The sequence below is a fragment of the Pseudomonas japonica genome (assembly GCF_013522925.1).
Lineage (GTDB): Bacteria > Pseudomonadota > Gammaproteobacteria > Pseudomonadales > Pseudomonadaceae > Aquipseudomonas > Aquipseudomonas japonica_A.
This window is the reverse complement of record NZ_JAAMQU010000006.1, coordinates 68590-85226: the sequence shown is the minus strand read 5'-3', so window position 1 is coordinate 85226 and position 16637 is coordinate 68590. Positions and strand designations below refer to the sequence as shown.

The window sequence follows — 16637 nt, the reverse complement described above, 5'->3', positions numbered from 1 at the left end:
CCAGGTAAGGTATTCAGGCTGCCGACGAGGATTCGAGGAAGTCTTGGGCGAAGCGCTGCAATACACCGCCGGCCTCATAGATGGATACCTCCTCGGCGGTGTCCAGGCGGCAGGTCACCGGCACCTCCAGGCGCTCGCCATTGCGCCGGTGGATCACCAAGGTAAGCAGCGCGCGCGGTGTGCGTTGGCCGACCACGTCGTAGGTTTCTGTGCCGTCGATGGCCAGCGTGTGGCGGTTGGTGCCCGGCAGGAACTCCAGCGGCAGTACGCCCATGCCCACCAGGTTGGTGCGGTGGATGCGTTCGAAGCCTTCGGCTGCGATGGCCTCCACGCCCGCAAGGCGAACGCCCTTGGCGGCCCAGTCCCGCGATGAGCCTTGACCGTAGTCGGCACCGGCGATGATGATCAGCGGCTGCTTGCGCTCCATGTAGGTTTCAATGGCCTCCCACATGCGCATCACCTGGCCTTCGGGCTCCACCCGCGCCAGCGAACCCTGCTTCACCTTTCCATCCTCCAGCACCATTTCATTGAACAGCTTGGGGTTGGCGAAGGTCGCACGCTGGGCGGTGAGGTGGTCACCGCGGTGAGTGGCGTAGGAGTTGAAGTCTTCTTCCGGCACGCCCATTTTCGCCAGGTATTCACCGGCCGCGCTGTCCAGCAGGATGGCATTGGACGGGGAGAGGTGATCGGTGGTGATGTTGTCGCCCAGCACCGCCAGCGGGCGCATGCCCTTGAGCGGCCGCGCGCCGGCCAGCGCGCCCTCCCAATAGGGTGGGCGGCGAATGTAAGTGCTCATCGGGCGCCAGTCGTAGAGCGGCGGTACTTTCGGCCCAGTGTCTTCGTGCACCGCGAACATGGGGATGTACACCTGGCGGAACTGCTCGGGCTTGACCGAGGATTTCACCACAGCGTCCACTTCTTCATCGCTCGGCCAGAGGTCCTTCAGGCGGATTTCCTCGCCATTGGCACCAATGCCCAGCACGTCCTTTTCGATGTCGAAGCGGATGGTACCGGCGATGGCGTAGGCCACCACCAAGGGCGGCGAGGCAAGGAAGGCCTGCTTGGCATAGGGGTGAATGCGCCCGTCGAAGTTGCGGTTACCCGACAACACGGCGGTGGCGTACAAATCACGGTCGATGATTTCCTGCTGGATGGCCGGGTCCAGCGCCCCGGACATGCCGTTGCAGGTGGTGCAGGCAAAGGCCACCACGCCGAAACCCAATTGCTCCAGCTCGTGAGTAAGGCCGGCCTCGTCCAGGTACAGCGCTACGGTTTTCGAACCGGGCGCCAGGGAGGTTTTCACCCACGGCTTGCGGGTCAGGCCCAGGCGGTTGGCGTTGCGGGCGAGCAGGCCGGCGGCGATCACGTTGCGCGGGTTGCTGGTGTTGGTGCAGCTGGTGATCGCGGCAATGATCACCGCGCCGTCAGGCATCTGGCCGGGGATGTCTTCCCACGGGCCAGCGATGCCTTTGGTCGCCAGGTCGGCGGTCGCCAAGCGCGCGTGTGGGTTGCTTGGCCCGGCCATGTTGCGCACCACCGAAGACAAGTCAAAGGCCAGGTTGCGTTCATACACCGCTTCGCTGAGGTCGCTCGCCCACAGCCCGGTCACCTTGGCGTAGTCCTCCACCAGTCGCACTTGCTGATCTTCGCGGCCGGTGAGACGCAGGTAGTCGATGGTTTGAGCGTCGATAGGGAACATCGCCGCCGTAGCGCCGTATTCAGGCGCCATGTTGGAAATGGTTGCGCGGTCGCCGAGGGTCAGCGCAGCAGCCCCTTCGCCGAAGAACTCCAGCCAGGCGCCTACCACTTTCTGCTGGCGCAGGAACTGGGTCAGCGCCAGCACCATGTCGGTGGCGGTGATGCCGGGCTGCAGCTTGCCGGTCAGTTCCACGCCGACAATTTCCGGCAGGCGCATCCACGACGCGCGGCCGAGCATCACGCTTTCCGCTTCAAGGCCGCCCACGCCGATGGCGATCACCCCCAGCGCATCCACGTGTGGCGTGTGGCTGTCGGTGCCCACGCAGGTGTCCGGGAAGGCCACGCCTTCGCGCACCTGGATCACCGGGGACATTTTCTCCAGGTTGATCTGGTGCATGATGCCGTTGCCCGGCGGGATCACGTCCACGTTGCGGAAGGCTTTTTTGGTCCAGTCGATAAAGTGAAAACGGTCTTCGTTGCGGCGGTCTTCGATGGCGCGGTTTTTCTCGAACGCTTGAGGATCGAACCCCCCGCATTCCACCGCCAGCGAATGGTCGACAATCAGTTGAGTAGGCACCACCGGGTTCACCTGCGCCGGGTCGCCGCCCTGGCGCGCAATGGCATCGCGCAGGCCAGCCAGGTCCACCAGGGCGGTTTGCCCGAGAATGTCGTGGCACACCACCCGGGCCGGGAACCAGGGGAAGTCCAGGTCGCGCTTGCGCTCGATCAGCTGCAACAGCGAAGCGTCCAGCGTGGCCGGGTCGCAGCGGCGTACCAGGTTCTCCGCCAGCACGCGGGAGGTGTACGGCAGCGTCGCGTAAGCCCCGGGCTGCAGGGCGTCAACCGCTGCGCAGGCGTCGTAGTAGTCCAGCGGGCTACCGGGCAGGGTGTTGCGGTACTTGGTATTCATGGCTAGCGGCTCGGTCACGGGGCACGGTAAAGGGCAGGGCGCGCGTGGCGACGCGCCCGGCCGGGTCAGCGTTGTTCGATTGGCACGAACTTGCGCTGGTCGACGCCGGTGTATTCGGCGCTGGGGCGGATGATGCGGTTGTTGGCGCGCTGCTCGAACACGTGGGCGGCCCAACCGGTGACGCGGGAACATACGAATATGGGGGTGAACAGCGGCGTGGGGATACCCATGAAGTGGTAAGCCGAGGCATGGTAGAAGTCGGCATTAGGGAACAGCTTTTTCTGTTCCCACATGGTCTTGTCGATGGCCTCGGACACCGGGTACAGCACAGTGTCGCCCACTTCGTCGGCGAGCTTTTTCGACCAGCCCTTGATCACTTCGTTACGCGGGTCGCTGTCCTTGTACACGGCATGGCCGAAGCCCATGATCTTGTCCTTGCGCGCCAGCATCGCCAAGGTGCCTTGCACCGCTTCCTCCGCCGAGCCGAACTTCTCGATCATCGCCATCGCCGCCTCGTTGGCGCCACCATGCAGCGGGCCGCGCAGGGTGCCGATGGCGCCAGTGATGCACGAATGCAGGTCCGAGAGGGTAGAAGCGCACACGCGGGCGGCGAAGGTGGAGGCGTTGAATTCGTGCTCGGCGTACAGGATCAGCGACACGTCCATTACCTTGCGGTGCAGCTCGACCGGGGTTTTACCGTGCAACAGGTGCAAGAAGTGGCCGCCCAGAGAGCGTTCGTCGCTGGTGCATTCGATGCGTTTGCCGTGGTGGCTGAACTGGTACCAGTAGCACATCACCGCCGGGAACACTGCGAGCAGGCGGTCGGTGGCGTCACGTTGCTGCTCGAAGGAGGTTTCCGGCTCCAGGTTGCCCAGGAACGAGGCGCCAGTGCGCATCACGTCCATCGGGTGAGCGCTGGCCGGGATGCGTTCCAGCACCTCTTTCAGGGCTTGCGGCAGGTCACGCAAGCCTTGAAGTTTATCCAGGTACGCATCGAGCTGAGCCTGGGTGGGCAGGTCGCCGTACAGCAGCAGGTAGGCCACTTCTTCGAAGCGGGCATGTTCAGCCAGCTCTTTCACATCATAGCCACGGTAGGTCAGCCCGGCACCCGCCTGGCCTACCGTGGACAGCGCGGTTTGCCCTGCCACCTGGCCACGCAGGCCAGCCCCACTCAATACTTTTGCTTCGGCCATTTGCAGTCTCCACGCTTGGATTTTTTATAAGAATTGGCAATGCATCACGGCGCCAGGCTTAGCGCTTGTTCTGGGCAAACAGGGCGTCGAGCTTCTGCTCGAACACGTGATAGTCGATGGCGTCGTACAGCTCCATGCGGGTTTGCATGGTGTCGACCACGTTCTTCTGCGTGCCGTCGCGGCGGATGGCGCCATACACGTTTTCCGCGGCCTTGTTCATGGCGCGGAAGGCCGACAGTGGGTACAGCACCAGCGACACCTCCGCGCTACGTAGCTCATCGGTAGTGAACAGCGGTGTGGCGCCGAATTCGGTGATGTTGGCCAGGATCGGCGCCTTCACCCGCTGGGCGAACAGCTTGTACATCTCAAGCTCGGTGATCGCTTCCGGGAACACCATGTCGGCGCCGGCTTCGATGCAGGCGGCGGCACGGTCCAGGGCAGCTTCCAGGCCCTCGACGGCCAGGGCGTCGGTACGCGCCATGATCACGAACGCGTCGTCGGTGCGCGCGTCCACGGCGGCCTTGATGCGGTCGACCATTTCCTGCTGGGAAACGATCTCTTTATTTGGGCGGTGGCCGCAGCGCTTGGCGCCTACCTGGTCCTCGATGTGGATAGCCGCGGCACCGAACTTGATCATCGAGCGCACGGTGCGTGCCACGTTGAACGCCGAGGAGCCAAAACCGGTGTCCACGTCCACCAGCAAGGGCAGGTCGCACACATCCGTGATACGGCGCACGTCGATCAGCACGTCGTCCAGGCCGGTAATGCCCAGGTCCGGCAGGCCCAGCGAGCCGGCCGCTACGCCCCCGCCAGACAGGTAGATCGCCTTGAACCCGGCCCGCTTGGCAAGCAGGGCATGGTTGGCGTTGATGGCGCCAACCACTTGCAACGGTTGCTCATTGGCGACCGCGTCGCGAAAACGCTGGCCGGGGCTGCTTGGCTGACTCATGACTCACCTCAGAGGCTGTTGTTATTGGACGGCGTCCTGATAATGACGCTCGACATTGCGCTTGGACCCCGCGATATGCCGACGCATCAGCAGTTCGGCCAGCTCGCCATCGCGGTCGGCAATGGCATCGAGAATGCGATGGTGTTCGGCAAAGGCCTGGCGGGGCCGGTTGGGCGTGGCGGAAAAGTGGATGCGGTACATGCGCACCAGCTGATACAGCTCGCCACAGAGCATTTGGGTAAGGGTGCGGTTGCCGCTGCCCTGGATGATCCGGTAGTGGAAGTCGAAGTCGCCTTCCTGCTGGTAGTAGCCCACGCCCGCTTGGAACGCGGCGTCCTGTTCATGGGTGTGAAGCACCGCGCGCAACTCGTCGATCTGTGCGTCGGTCATGCGTTCGGCCGCCAAGCGGCAGGCCATGCCTTCGAGGGATTCGCGAATTTCGTACAGCTCGATCAGTTCGGCGCGATTGAGCGACACCACCCGCGCGCCCACATGCGGCACCCGCACCAGCAGGCGCTGGCCCTCCAACCGGTGGATCGCCTCGCGCAGCGGCCCACGGCTGATGCCGTATACCCGTGCCAGCTCCGGCTCGGAGATCTTGCTGCCCGGGGCAATTTCGCCGCCCACGATGGCCGCCTGGATTCGCCGGAACACGTTCTCGGAGAGCGTGGCGGAATCAGGCGCGAGCGCTTCCGGAGCTTCTTGTGGGGTGGGCATTGTCGACACATCCACGATTGATGAGCGGAATCTACTCCCGCATATAGCGATAAGTCAATGCAGTGTCGACAATCGCCTGGGCTTCTAGGTTGCCCGATATGCCCTGCGGTAAATGACTCGCTGGACCCGTTTTCCCGCGCGCGGCACACTGGGCAACGGATATGCGGAGTAGAGATCAATGGCTGACGGCAGGTGGGTGATCGATGGCGCGACTGTCGGCACTATCCCGAAGGTGCTGCCCTTCGTACTCGCCGCTCGCGCACAAATGTTCCCCACACTCGAAGGCACCGCAATGCCGGCCGATCTGGCGGCTTTCGAGGCCACCTACATCAACGGCCCCGGCCGCTTTTTGCTGGCGCTGGATGAGGGCGAGGTAGTGGGCGTGATCGGTTACGTGCCTTACGACCGGCGCTTCCCGGCGCTGCCTTATCTCGGGCTGAGGGTTGTGGAAGTGGTGCGTTTATTCGTGCTACCCCAGTACCGCGGCGCCGGGTTGGCCAGTGCGTTGTACCAGGCGCTGCAACAGCAGGCAGAAGAAGAGGGGGTTGAAGTGATGTACCTGCACACCCACCCGTTCCTGCCTGGCGCGCAGGCATTCTGGGAACGGCAGGGCTTTGAATTGATCGTTCAGGACCCGGACCCGCTATGGCGTACGCTTCATATGCAACGGCCATTGCAGCACGATTAGCCAGAGGGGTGACGGGCCACCGTCTGGCTGGGTAATTCCTGGAACAGTTGTCGATATTCCCGGGAAAACCGTCCCAAATGCCAGAAGCCCCAGCGCATGGCTACTTCAGCTACGGTGAGGCGGGGATGGGCGCTTGCCAAGTCTCGGCGGGCAGCGTTCAGCCGGCGTAGTTTCAGCCATGCACTGGGCGTAACGCCGGTGAAGTCTAGAAAAGCCTTTTGTAATTGCCGCACCGAGACGCTGGCAGCCGTCGCCAGTTGAAGCGAGTTGAACAGTTCCTCCGGCTGGGCATTTACCAACTCGACAGCGCAGCGAACGATGCGGCGGCCAATGGGTGCGCGTCTTCGAGTGGTGCCTTCGAGACGGGCCGCAGCGCTCTCGGCGACGAAAAAGCAGTCTTCCAGCAACTGGTGGGCGAGGTTGTCGTGGGGTCCATCGCCCTGGGTGCTTAACAGGTTCGACAGCAACCCTCCCAACCAACGCTCGAACAGCGGGCAATGGGATGAGCGCAGCGGTGTCATGAACAGGCCGTCCAGTGCATGAATATTCATGGCACCGGCCCGGGCCAGGAACCCACCGGAGAATACCAGCCCGGTTTCAGCGTAATCCCGGGGCGTGATCCACGTGTTTTCGCTGTCTCCGTTGAGCACGTACAACGCCTGCTCACAATGGTCGAAGCAGAAGCTCAGTGCGTCGGCCGGGGCATGAAAATACTGCTCCACGCGCGTATTGATACGTTCCTGAAACACCTGCACGCCGTCGAGTTCGAGCTGGACGACCCGGTTGCGGAATATACCGCACGACATTTGCTGGTAATGCTCTCGCCAGCCGCCGAAGGCCTTTTCCTGCTGCTCGATGTGCACGATGTCATACGCCCGAATCCCCATTTCCCGCCCCCCTCGCAACGTTCACGTTGCATCAGGATAACCGTTATTTTTATTAATGGTTATGCACCATAACAGTGCCTTTCATGTGTGCGCAAGATGGATAGATGGAAGGGGTTGCGCTCCCTAACATCGCTCCCGCCATCCAGGCAATACAACGCTGCCGTTCAACAACAAGCACAAAAGGCGCGGACGATGAAAGCGAACAGGCACTATCAGGCAATGACGGTTGTGACGGCTATTACAACGGCTGCAGCCGCAGGCGTCGCGATGCCGGCGTGGGGCATGCCCTTGACCGAAGACGTGGAGGCAAGCCTGGTGATCGGCGCATTGAGCGACTACCGCACGGGCGGAATCTCGCAAACCCTGGGCGACCCGGCCTTGCAGTTCGATGCAAGCCTGACCCACAGCAGCGGCTTCTATGCGGGGGTGTTTACCTCCAATGTGGACTTCGGCACCGCTACCCACCGTGAATACGACTACTACGTAGGTTATTCGACCCGCTTCAACGAAGTGGCCGGAATGTCCCTGACCTATTTCGAGTACGACTACCCCAAAAACAGCGAATACAACTATGGCGAGTGGGTGGGCACCGTCGACGCCTACGGGGTGGAGCTGGGCATGAAGTACACATCCGAGGTGAAGCCTTTCGACGATGACCATGCAGTGTATTGGGCCAAATACACCCTCGAACTGCCCCAGGGCTTCAGCTTGGATGCCCGCTATGGCTACAGCGACGCCAAGGATGACGTCTGGGTGTCCGGCAGTGGCGCCACCCGCAGCGCCTACCGCGATTGGGAAGTGGGCATCAACCGTGAGGCCATCGGCGTGGAGTGGCGCCTGAGTTATATCGATACCGACCTGTCACGCGCCGAATGCGCTTCGGTGAACACCTACAAGGACGTGTGCTCGGCCGCTCTGGTCGCCAGCGCCACCAAAACCTTTTGAACCCGCGCAGGTACCCTTTGCATGAGCCATTCCACCGTTAGATCCGTCTGCAGGAACATTACTGTCTGGGGCAGCTGCGGCGTGCTGGTATTGCTGTCTGCCTGGGTCGATGCCCAGGACGTGCCCGACCAGGCGGCCTCCACTGCTCCAGCGCGACACTGGGAGCCGTTCTGGGGTAAGCGCGTCACAGGCTATTTGAAGGCCGCCGACGGCACCTCGCTGCGGTATTCCGTGCTGCTGCCCAAAGGGGAGGGCAAGTACCCGGTCATTCTCAAATACAGCGGCTACGACTCAGGCAGTATCGGCGGCTCGGCCTATCTGGCCGACGACGAAACCTTTTCCGTGGGCCTGGACAAAGCCCTGCTGGAGAATGGTTATGCCGTGATGGGCGTAAGCGCCCGGGGCACGGGGTGTTCCCAAGGGCAGTTTGATTTTCTGGGCAAGGCCTATGGCACCGATGGGCGTGATGCGGTGGAGTTCGCCGCGGTGCAGCCGTGGTCGACCGGCGCCATTGGCATGGCCAACTGGTCATGGGCCGGAATGTCCCAACTCAAGACTGCCGCTGAGCGGCCACCGCACCTGAAGGCCATCGCGCCGGGCATGGCGCTGGGTGAACCGCGCGGCGACAGCTGGGCGCCGGGGGCGGTCCCCGCACCTGAATTCGTGACAGGCTGGCACTGGTACCTGGACCAACGCTGGAAGGCGGTACGTGCAAGCGCCGAGACCGAAAAAGACGCCCGCTGCCTGGCGCAGTTGGATAGGAACGACATAAACGTTCGCAAGGTTTCGCTGATGGTGCAACTGGCGATCCACCCGTTGCGTGACGCGTGGATAGAATCGCGCAGCATTCGCGCCCATACCCATCAAATCCAGGTGCCCATTCTTTCCATGGAAGCGTGGCAGGACGAAGCGGTGATGGCCAGGGAAGGCTATTACCACGAAACTGTGGACCCCAAGCGGTTGTACATCGTGCAAACCAACGGCCAGCACGACCTTTACGAATCCCTTCACTTTCGCGACAAGCTCATTCGTTTCTTCGACCGTTTCGTAAAGGGTGAACAGAACGGTTTTGATAAACAACCGCGGGTAGAGATCTGGCAGGAAACCACCGCCGCCAGCCACGACGAGCACGCGATCAATGAACAGGCGACCCCGGGCTGGACTATCCAGCGGGGCAGCTTCCCGGTGGCGGTTACCCCGGCGGCATTTGTGCTGGGTGAGGGCCATCGGCTGGTCCGCGATGGCGCGCCCGGCGGCGAGCCGGATGAGTACCGCTACCCTGTTGCGGGGCCGGATGTGAACACCTACGAAGTCGACAATGCCTGGGGCGATCAGAAGCCCGGCTGGAAAGAAGGCAGCGTCGCCTACACCAGCCCGCCGCTGGCGGACGACATGGTCGTTTATGGCCCCGCCAGCGCGGACTTGTGGCTGTCCACCAGCCTGGGGCCGGATGCGGATGTGCAGGTGACCATAACCCAGGTGCTCGCGGACGGTCAGGAAGTGTATGTGCAGCGCGGCTGGTTGCGGCTATCTGCGCGCCAACTCGATGCCTCGCGGTCAACCGCGTTGCGCCCCTGGCTGCTGGACACGCCTGAAAGCATCCAGCCGCTATACCCGGAGGAACCCGTGCTTGGGCGGGTAGAGCTCTCGCCGTTTTCCCATGTGTTCCGCAAAGGCAGCCAGGTGCGGATCTGGATCGATGCGCCGGGGCGTACCGGCGGTTATGGTTTTGACAGCTTCTCGCTGCCGGCGGTGAACAAAGTGCTCCATGACGGGCAACATCCGTCGCGGCTGATGCTGGGGGTGCTCGGCGGGGTCACAGTGCCCACCACACAGCCGCCCTGTGGCTCGCTCCTCAAACAACCGTGCCGGCCCGACCCGTTGAAATGAACCCCTTACCACCCGTGCTCGCCGCCAATCGGCGGCTCAGGAGAACACCATGAGCGAATATGACGCGACAGGTTTCAATCGCAGGCACCTTTTGCGCAATGCGCCCATTGCCTTGGGTGCGCTGTCACTTGCAGTTGCGGGGCAACTCAGAGCTGCCACTACGCCCGGGGACAAGCGCTTGGTTGCTGACAACACAGCTGGTCGCATCAGCACTGAACGCGTGCTGCAGATCAACGTAAAACTGGGCCCGGAAGAAGACATGGGCAAAGGCGCCGACGGGCACCGAATCAACTACCCCATTGTAGGTGGCCATTTCGCCGGGCAGGGGCTCTCCGGCACGGTAATCCCGGGCGGCGCGGACATGTCGGTAGAGCGCGACGACGGCGTGACGTTGATCGAGGCTTTGTACCGGCTGAAAACCGACGACGGCCATGTGCTGATCATTCACAACCCCGGCATCTGGCGGCCCAACGAAGCGGGGAAGGCGAAACTTGCCAAGGGGCAGACGCCCGCCGCAGAGGATTACTACTGCCGTACCACTCCTTCGTTCAAGACGCCCCCCGGCCGCTACGCGTGGCTGAGCGACTTCGTGTTCGTAGGCACCATCGACGATGTAGCGGACGACGAAGTATTGATCGGCTGCTATCGGGTAGAAGGCGTTTAAACAAGGCAAGGGCGCGGCCCGCATAACCAGGCCGCGCCTAGGCGTCACTCCACCGGCGTGATCAGGGTGCCGTCGGCCATGAACTGCTGAAGGTTGGCGAACACCAGGTCGGCCATGGCCTGGCGTGTTTCGTGGGTGCCGCTGCCGATATGCGGGGCCAGCACCACGTTGTCCATGCTCATCAGCTCGCTGGGCACGTGGGGCTCGTTTTCAAATACGTCCAGGGCCGCGCCGGCAATCTCCTTGGCCTGAAGCGCGGCAATCAGCGCCTGCTCGTCCACTACCGAGCCACGGGCCACGTTGATCAGGAAGCTGTCCGGGCCGAGGGCCTGGAGCACTTCGCGGTTGATCAGGTGCTGGGTACCAGCACCGCCGGGCACGATCACGATCAGGTAATCGGCTGCCCGGGCCAGCTCGGCCAGGTCGTTGTAATGGGTGTAGTCGATCCCGGCATACGGCTCGCCCCGGCGGAAATAGGCGATGTTCATCTCGAACGCGGCGGCGCGCTGGGCAATGGTTTTACCGATCTTGCCCAGGCCCACGATGCCGCAGGTTTTGCCGGTGAGCTGGCGCCCCAGAGGGAACTTGCCGGTGGGCCAGGCGCCCGCCCGCACGAAACGCTCAGCCTCGCTGATGCGGCGAGTAAGGCACAGGGTAAGCGCCATGGCGGTTTCTGCCACGGCGTTGTTGAGTACATCTGGGGTGTTGCTCACCGGAATGCCACGGTCAGCCAGGTAGGCGATGTCGATGGCGTCATAGCCCACGCCAAAGCTGCACACCACCTTGAGGTTGGGCAGGCGCTCCAGTACGTCGATCTCGGTACCGAACACGCCACTGGTGATCACCGCAGTGATCTTCGCGCCATGAGTGTCACCCCAGGCCTGCAGGTCAGTGATCTCGGCGCGGTTATGCACCTGGTAATGCTGTTGCAGGTTGGCCATCAGGCTCGGGTTCAACGCGCCCCATACCAGTACGTCCACAGTGTTGTCAGTCATGCAGTGCTCCGCAGGAACGGCCCGCTATCGGGCCGTGGTCATGGAATCAGGCTCAGCGGGTGGAACGGCTGAGGGTTGGATGTTCAGGTTCGCGCTTGGGTTTTCCTGGCATTGCAGGGCCTGTTGCTGCTGCGTCAGGTGCTCAGCGTAGCGGAATCTTCACGGTGAACGTAACTTCACCCTCAGCTTGCTCAGCGATGATCGCCCCGCCATGGGCCCGGGCGATGGCATCGGAAATGTAAAGCCCCAGCCCCAGGCCATCGCGGTTGGCCTGTGGGTTGGTGGTGCCTTTGAGCGGCGTGAACAGGTGCTTGAGCCGCTCTTCGCTCATGGGCGCCGCCGGGTTGCTCACGGTGACGAGCAAGGCCTCAGGGCTGGCGCTCAGGCCCAGGCGCGCGCGGTTGCTCTCGCCGTGCTGGCTGGCATTGCCTACCAGGTTGATCACCACCTGTGCCAGGCGGTCCGGGTCCAGGTTGGCGTGCAGGCCAGGCTGGAGCTCGCGCTCCAGGCGAAGCCCCGGATAAGCCAGCTCTGCCTCGTCAGCGAGCGCTTCGAGCAGCGCGGAAACGTTGGTGGGCACCGTCGTGAGCGCCATGCCCAGGCCTGCCTGCAACCGGCTCAGTTCCATCACATGGCTTACCAGGCGGCTCATCCGCCCGGAGGACGTGGCAATACTCTGGCGCAGGCGCGCGGTGCGCTGCTCGTTATCGTTCAGCATCGAGGCCGCCATTGTGATCGACTGCAGCGGCGTACGCAGGTCGTGGCCGAGGGCGGCGATCAGCATCTGGCGCATGACATTGGTGTGGCTCAAACGCGTGAACACCACATTGGCGAGGGCCTGGCGCAGCTGTTCGGCCACCGTACGGTCGATGCGCGACCAAGGCACCGATTGCCCACGCACCACTTCTTCCCACGCCTCGAACGACCCGCGTGGCGTAAGCCGCGGGCCCAGTGGGCCGATGTCGACGATCTTTTCCGGCTTGCCACCCCAGCGTACGTTTTCCACCTGCTCAGGGCGGAACCACATGATCCAGCCGTTTTCACGGCGGTCAAAGCGCACCGCCAGCACTCCGCACAGGCCATTGATCGGCCCTGGCCCCGGCCAGCGCTCGAGTGCATACAGGTTGGCGTCGCTCAAGGCGGCCAGGTAGCCGTTCATTTGCCGTGCGGCTTCGTCGGCCACGCCGTGAAGGGTTTGCACACGACCCTTCAGGCACACGGCTACGTCCGTGCATTCCATCAGGCTGTCCAGGCCGGGAGTGGCCTGGCACAGGGCCGCGATCAGGTCGCCAGCGTCGTGCAGGCCTTCTTCCAGCGCATGAATACGGGTTTGCGCCAGGTTGATCGCTTCGCCCTCGCGGATCTGCTCCAGCCGCTCCACCAGCGCCGCGCAGATCTGCGACACCATCTGAAAAGACAGCCGCACGGAATACGCCAGCGTCTTGGCCGCATGGTGATGGCAGGAAAAAAGCCCCCACAGCTTGCCCGCGACCACGATGGACACGCTCATGGAGGCATGCACGCCCATGTTGCCCAGGTACTCGCAATGAATGGGCGACACACTGCGAAGCTCGCAGTGGCTCAGGTCAAAAGGCTGGCCCGTCGAGGGATGCCGCTGGGGCTCCAGCAGGGAAGGGCTGTAGGCTACATCGGCGATGAGCCGGGTAGGGTTCTGGATATACAGCCGACGGGCCTGCCTAGGAATATCCGACGCCGGGTAGCGCTGGCCCAGATAGGACACCAGACCCGGGCGGTGCGCCTCGGCAACCACTTCGCCGGAATCGTCCGGGCGAAAGCGGTAAGCCATCACCCGGTCGTAGCCGGTGAGGTCGCGGATATCCAGGGTAACCCGGCGCAGAAGCACGTCCGCGTCCCGGGCATGGCGAATGCGCGCAATGATCCGTTGAGCATCCGCAGCCAAGTGATAAAAAGCATTCTGGGCCAGCGGTTGAGCCTCGAATTCCAGATAGATCACGTTCTGATAGCGGTGCGCGATTACATCGAAACCGCTATCGCCCGCGGTGTACCGGCTGCTGTCGGTCCAACCTTCCTCGGCCACCAGCCCGGCGTGTACCAGTTCGGCGAGCTGGCTGAGCAGAACCTCGGGCAGCGGGTGGCCAGGTGCCGCGTCGGTGCCCAGATGCTCGGTGAAATTCAGGCTGCGCGTCAGCACCAGGCCATCCGGCGCCAGCGCCACCAAAGCTCCATGCGGCTGAATCGAGCCTGGGGTGTGGATGGGCTCGTTCTCGCAGTTGTCCAGGGTGATCTGGGCGGGTGACACAACAGACATGGCAGGCCTATATCGCTGCGAAAGTTCGGGTAAAGCTGGAAGCGGCTCAGGTATGACAACGCGCCGGAGCAGAGTGCCCATCATGATAGCAAAAAGGTGCGAGGCGTCATTTTTCGCGAGCTAACGCCGGGTGGCCGGCCCCGCCGCTTCCCACAGACTATGCCGGCCCCTGCGGGAGCAAGCGCAGCCACAGGCGGAGCTCGCGAATGGGTGGCTCGGCGCGAAGGTCTGAAAAATCAGCTCAAGACAGTTTCTTCCCACAGAGTTAGAGGCCCCCTACAGCATCTGTGCTTCTTGCGAGGGCACAGGGCTGTGTAGGCCGCGCCCCGGCACTGCGGCCAGCAATTCCCGTGTATAGGCCTGGGCCGGCCGTTCCAGCACCTGCTGCGCCGGGCCTTGTTCGATCACTTCGCCGTGGCGCAACACCAGCACCTGGTGGGCGAGGCTTTTGACCACGGCCAGGTCGTGGCTCACCAGCACATAGCCGACGCCCAGCTCGGCTTGAAGGGTGCGCAGCAGGTCCAGGATCTGTGCTTGCACTGACACGTCCAGCGCGGACACCGGTTCGTCCAGCAACAGCAGCTCAGGCCCCAGGCTCAGCGCCCGGGCAATGGCCACGCGCTGGCGCTGGCCGCCGGAGAGTTCCCGCGGCAATCGGTCGAGAAAGCTGACGGGCAGCCCCACCTGATCCATCAATGTGCGGGCTGCCTGTTCAAGGGCCTTGCCCTTCAGCCGGCCGAAGGAAACAAGTGGCTCGACCACACTCTGGAACACGCTGAAGCGCGGGTCCAGCGCGGCAAAAGGGTTTTGCTGCACCAGCTGCATGCGCTGGCGTACCGGCCGGAAGGCTTTCCAGCCAAGCCCGGTAAGGTCCTGGCCGTCGAACAGCACGCGGCCTTCGCTGGCGGCTTCCAGGCCCAGCGCAATACGCAAGGTAGTGCTTTTGCCCGAGCCCGATTCGCCCACGATGGCCAGTGTCTGGCCGGTATACACTTCGCAGCTCAGGCTGTGGAGCGCTTTAAGCGGGGCACCATGCCCGGGCAAGGGGTAGCGTTTACCCACTCCTTCAAGCTTGAGCAAGGGCCGGGTATCCGCAGCCCGTGCTGACAGTGGGACCGGCCCCGGCCCATCAGCGAACCCGGGCGCGGCGGCCAGCAACGCACGGGTATAGGGGTGTGCCGGTGCCCCGAGCACCTGCGGCGCGGGGCCATCTTCCACACGCTCACCTTTGCTCATCACCAGCACCCGGTCGGCGCGATCCGCCGCCACCCCCAGGTCATGGGTGATGATCAGCAGGGCGATACCGCGTTCCTTCACCAATTGCTCCAGGTGATCGAGGATGCGCCGCTGCACGGTCACATCCAGCGCGCTGGTGGGCTCGTCGGCGATGATCACCCGTGGCTCGGCTGCCAGTGCGATGGCGATCAGCACCCGTTGGCGCATGCCGCCGGACAGCTCGTGCGGGTATTGGCGGGCGCGCAGCTCGGGGTTGTCGAGCCCTACCTGCTCCAGTAGCGCAATCACGTCCGCATCGAGCGCGGGGTATCGGCCGCCGTGGCGCAGCATCAGGCTTTCGCCGATCTGGCGGCCAATGCTCAGCGTGGGGTTGAGGCTTACCATCGGGTCTTGCGGTACCAGCCCGATGATTCCACCGCGCAGTTGGCGCTTCACTCGCTCGCTGGCGTGGGTCACGTCTTCGCCGTTCACCTTAAGCACACCTTGTGTGATCCGTGCGCTGGCAGGCAGCAGGCCGAGCAGGGCGCTGGCCACGGTGGTTTTTCCAGAGCCTGATTCGCCCACGATGGCCAGGGTTTCGCCCTCATGCAGCTCGAAGCTCACGCACCGTACCGCTTCGGTTACGCCTGCGCTGCCTTGGTAGCTCACGCGCAGGTCGCGTACCTCGATCAACGCGCTCATGGTTGCAGCTCCTCGAAGGTGCGGGCCATGTGGTTGAGGCTGAACACCACCAGCACCACGAACAGCCCCGGCAGCAGCGACACCCAGGGCGCGGTGATCAGAAAATGCCGGCCGTTGGCGATCAGCGTGCCCCATTCGGCTGCGGGTGGTTCTGCGCCAAAGCCAAGAAAACTCAGCCCGGCCGTGGCCAGGATGGCCGCGCCCACATCCAGTGTGGCCAGTACCGCCACCGGCCCCCAGGCATTGGGCAGCACATGCCGCAGCAGGGTGCGGGCCCAGCTGGCGCCGCCCAGCCGCGCAGCTTCTACGTAGGGCAGGGTTTTGATCCGCAGCACTTCGGCGCGGGTGGTGCGGGCAAAGCCGGGGATAATGCCCACGCCAACAGCCACGGCCACGGGCAAGGTACCGAAGCCGATAGCGGTGACGATTGCCAAGGCTAACAGCAGGCCCGGCAAGGCCAGCAGCACATCCACCAGGCGCATGATCAGCGCGTCGATGCGGCCACCGATAAAGCCCGCCAGAATGCCCAGCCCAAGGCCGCAAACCAGCGCCAGGCCTACCGCCAGCAGCGCGGCTTCCAGCGACAGGCGGGCCCCGTACAGCATGCGTGTGTACAGGTCGCGGCCCAGCTCGTCAGTGCCAAACCAGTGCCCCGCGCCAGGCGGCAGCAGCTTGGCAACGGGTGCGGTGGCATACGGGTCCAGGCCGCTGAACAGCCAAGGCGCCGCAGCAGCGATCAACGTAAATACAACCAGCGCCGTGGCGAGTAGAAACCCCGGCCGGCGGGCCAATGGCTCGGCCACCGCCAGCCAGCGTTCAAGTCGGCGACGGGGCCGCCAGGCCAGCGGCTCGGCAGTGAAGGAAGGGGCGATCAAGCGGTTGGTACCAGTCATG

The 16637-nt window shown here is 63.6% G+C and carries 13 protein-coding genes; 4 read left to right on the top strand and 9 right to left on the bottom strand.

Translation table 11 applies throughout. The features are described from left to right. Positions 1–13: 13 nt before the first annotated feature. From acnD to G7016_RS11300, 4 genes are all read right to left on the bottom strand, one after another. Positions 14–2608 (bottom strand): Fe/S-dependent 2-methylisocitrate dehydratase AcnD, encoded by a 2595-nt coding sequence (gene acnD, locus G7016_RS11315; protein ID WP_181114120.1) that lies wholly within the window; start codon positions 2606–2608, stop codon positions 14–16. 65 nt (positions 2609–2673) lie between these two features. Further along, positions 2674–3801 (bottom strand): bifunctional 2-methylcitrate synthase/citrate synthase, encoded by a 1128-nt coding sequence (gene prpC / locus G7016_RS11310; RefSeq protein WP_181114118.1) that lies wholly within the window; start codon positions 3799–3801, stop codon positions 2674–2676. 58 nt (positions 3802–3859) lie between these two features. Then, positions 3860–4750: a methylisocitrate lyase gene (gene prpB / locus G7016_RS11305; RefSeq protein WP_181114116.1), complete on the bottom strand. Its 891-nt coding sequence runs from the start codon at positions 4748–4750 to the stop codon at positions 3860–3862. Between the two features lie 21 nt (positions 4751–4771). Next, positions 4772–5467 (bottom strand): GntR family transcriptional regulator, encoded by a 696-nt coding sequence (locus G7016_RS11300; RefSeq protein WP_181114114.1) that lies wholly within the window; start codon positions 5465–5467, stop codon positions 4772–4774. Positions 5468–5645: 178 nt separating this feature from the next. Between G7016_RS11300 and G7016_RS11295 the strand changes: the two genes are divergently transcribed. After that, positions 5646–6155: a GNAT family N-acetyltransferase gene (locus G7016_RS11295; protein WP_181114112.1), complete on the top strand. Its 510-nt coding sequence runs from the start codon at positions 5646–5648 to the stop codon at positions 6153–6155. Here the strand turns inward: G7016_RS11295 and G7016_RS11290 are convergent. Beyond that, a complete protein-coding gene (locus G7016_RS11290) occupies positions 6152–7042 on the bottom strand; it encodes a helix-turn-helix domain-containing protein (protein WP_181114110.1) in 891 nt (296 codons plus the stop codon). The two genes, G7016_RS11295 and G7016_RS11290, sit on opposite strands and share 4 nt — an antisense overlap. A 192-nt stretch (positions 7043–7234) precedes the next feature. On the opposite strand from G7016_RS11290, the gene G7016_RS11285 reads away from it, so the two are divergent. From G7016_RS11285 to G7016_RS11275, 3 genes are read left to right on the top strand one after another with little or no spacing between them, the layout of a single operon-like run. Next, positions 7235–7987 carry a TorF family putative porin gene (locus tag G7016_RS11285; RefSeq protein ID WP_181114108.1) on the top strand — a complete coding sequence of 251 codons (753 nt, stop codon included), beginning with the start codon at positions 7235–7237 and terminating at the stop codon, positions 7985–7987. 21 nt (positions 7988–8008) lie between these two features. Beyond that, positions 8009–9877 carry a CocE/NonD family hydrolase gene (locus G7016_RS11280; protein ID WP_181114106.1) on the top strand — a complete coding sequence of 623 codons (1869 nt, stop codon included), beginning with the start codon at positions 8009–8011 and terminating at the stop codon, positions 9875–9877. Positions 9878–9926: 49 nt separating this feature from the next. Then, a complete protein-coding gene (locus G7016_RS11275; RefSeq protein ID WP_181114104.1) occupies positions 9927–10541 on the top strand; it encodes a DUF3237 domain-containing protein in 615 nt (204 codons plus the stop codon). A 44-nt stretch (positions 10542–10585) separates the two neighbouring features. On the opposite strand, the gene G7016_RS11270 is transcribed toward G7016_RS11275, so the two are convergent. The 4 genes from G7016_RS11270 to G7016_RS11255 form a co-directional block, all read right to left on the bottom strand. After that, positions 10586–11536: a 2-hydroxyacid dehydrogenase gene (locus G7016_RS11270; protein ID WP_181114102.1), complete on the bottom strand. Its 951-nt coding sequence runs from the start codon at positions 11534–11536 to the stop codon at positions 10586–10588. Positions 11537–11678: 142 nt separating this feature from the next. Beyond that, positions 11679–13826 (bottom strand): ATP-binding protein, encoded by a 2148-nt coding sequence (locus G7016_RS11265; RefSeq protein WP_181114100.1) that lies wholly within the window; start codon positions 13824–13826, stop codon positions 11679–11681. Between the two features lie 276 nt (positions 13827–14102). After that, complete coding sequence (locus G7016_RS11260; RefSeq protein ID WP_181114098.1) at positions 14103–15743, bottom strand: dipeptide ABC transporter ATP-binding protein; 1641 nt, start codon at positions 15741–15743, stop codon at positions 14103–14105. Beyond that, positions 15740–16636: an ABC transporter permease gene (locus G7016_RS11255; protein ID WP_181114096.1), complete on the bottom strand. Its 897-nt coding sequence runs from the start codon at positions 16634–16636 to the stop codon at positions 15740–15742. The genes G7016_RS11260 and G7016_RS11255 overlap by 4 nt, the downstream gene beginning before the upstream one ends. Between the last annotated feature and the right edge of the window lies 1 nt (position 16637).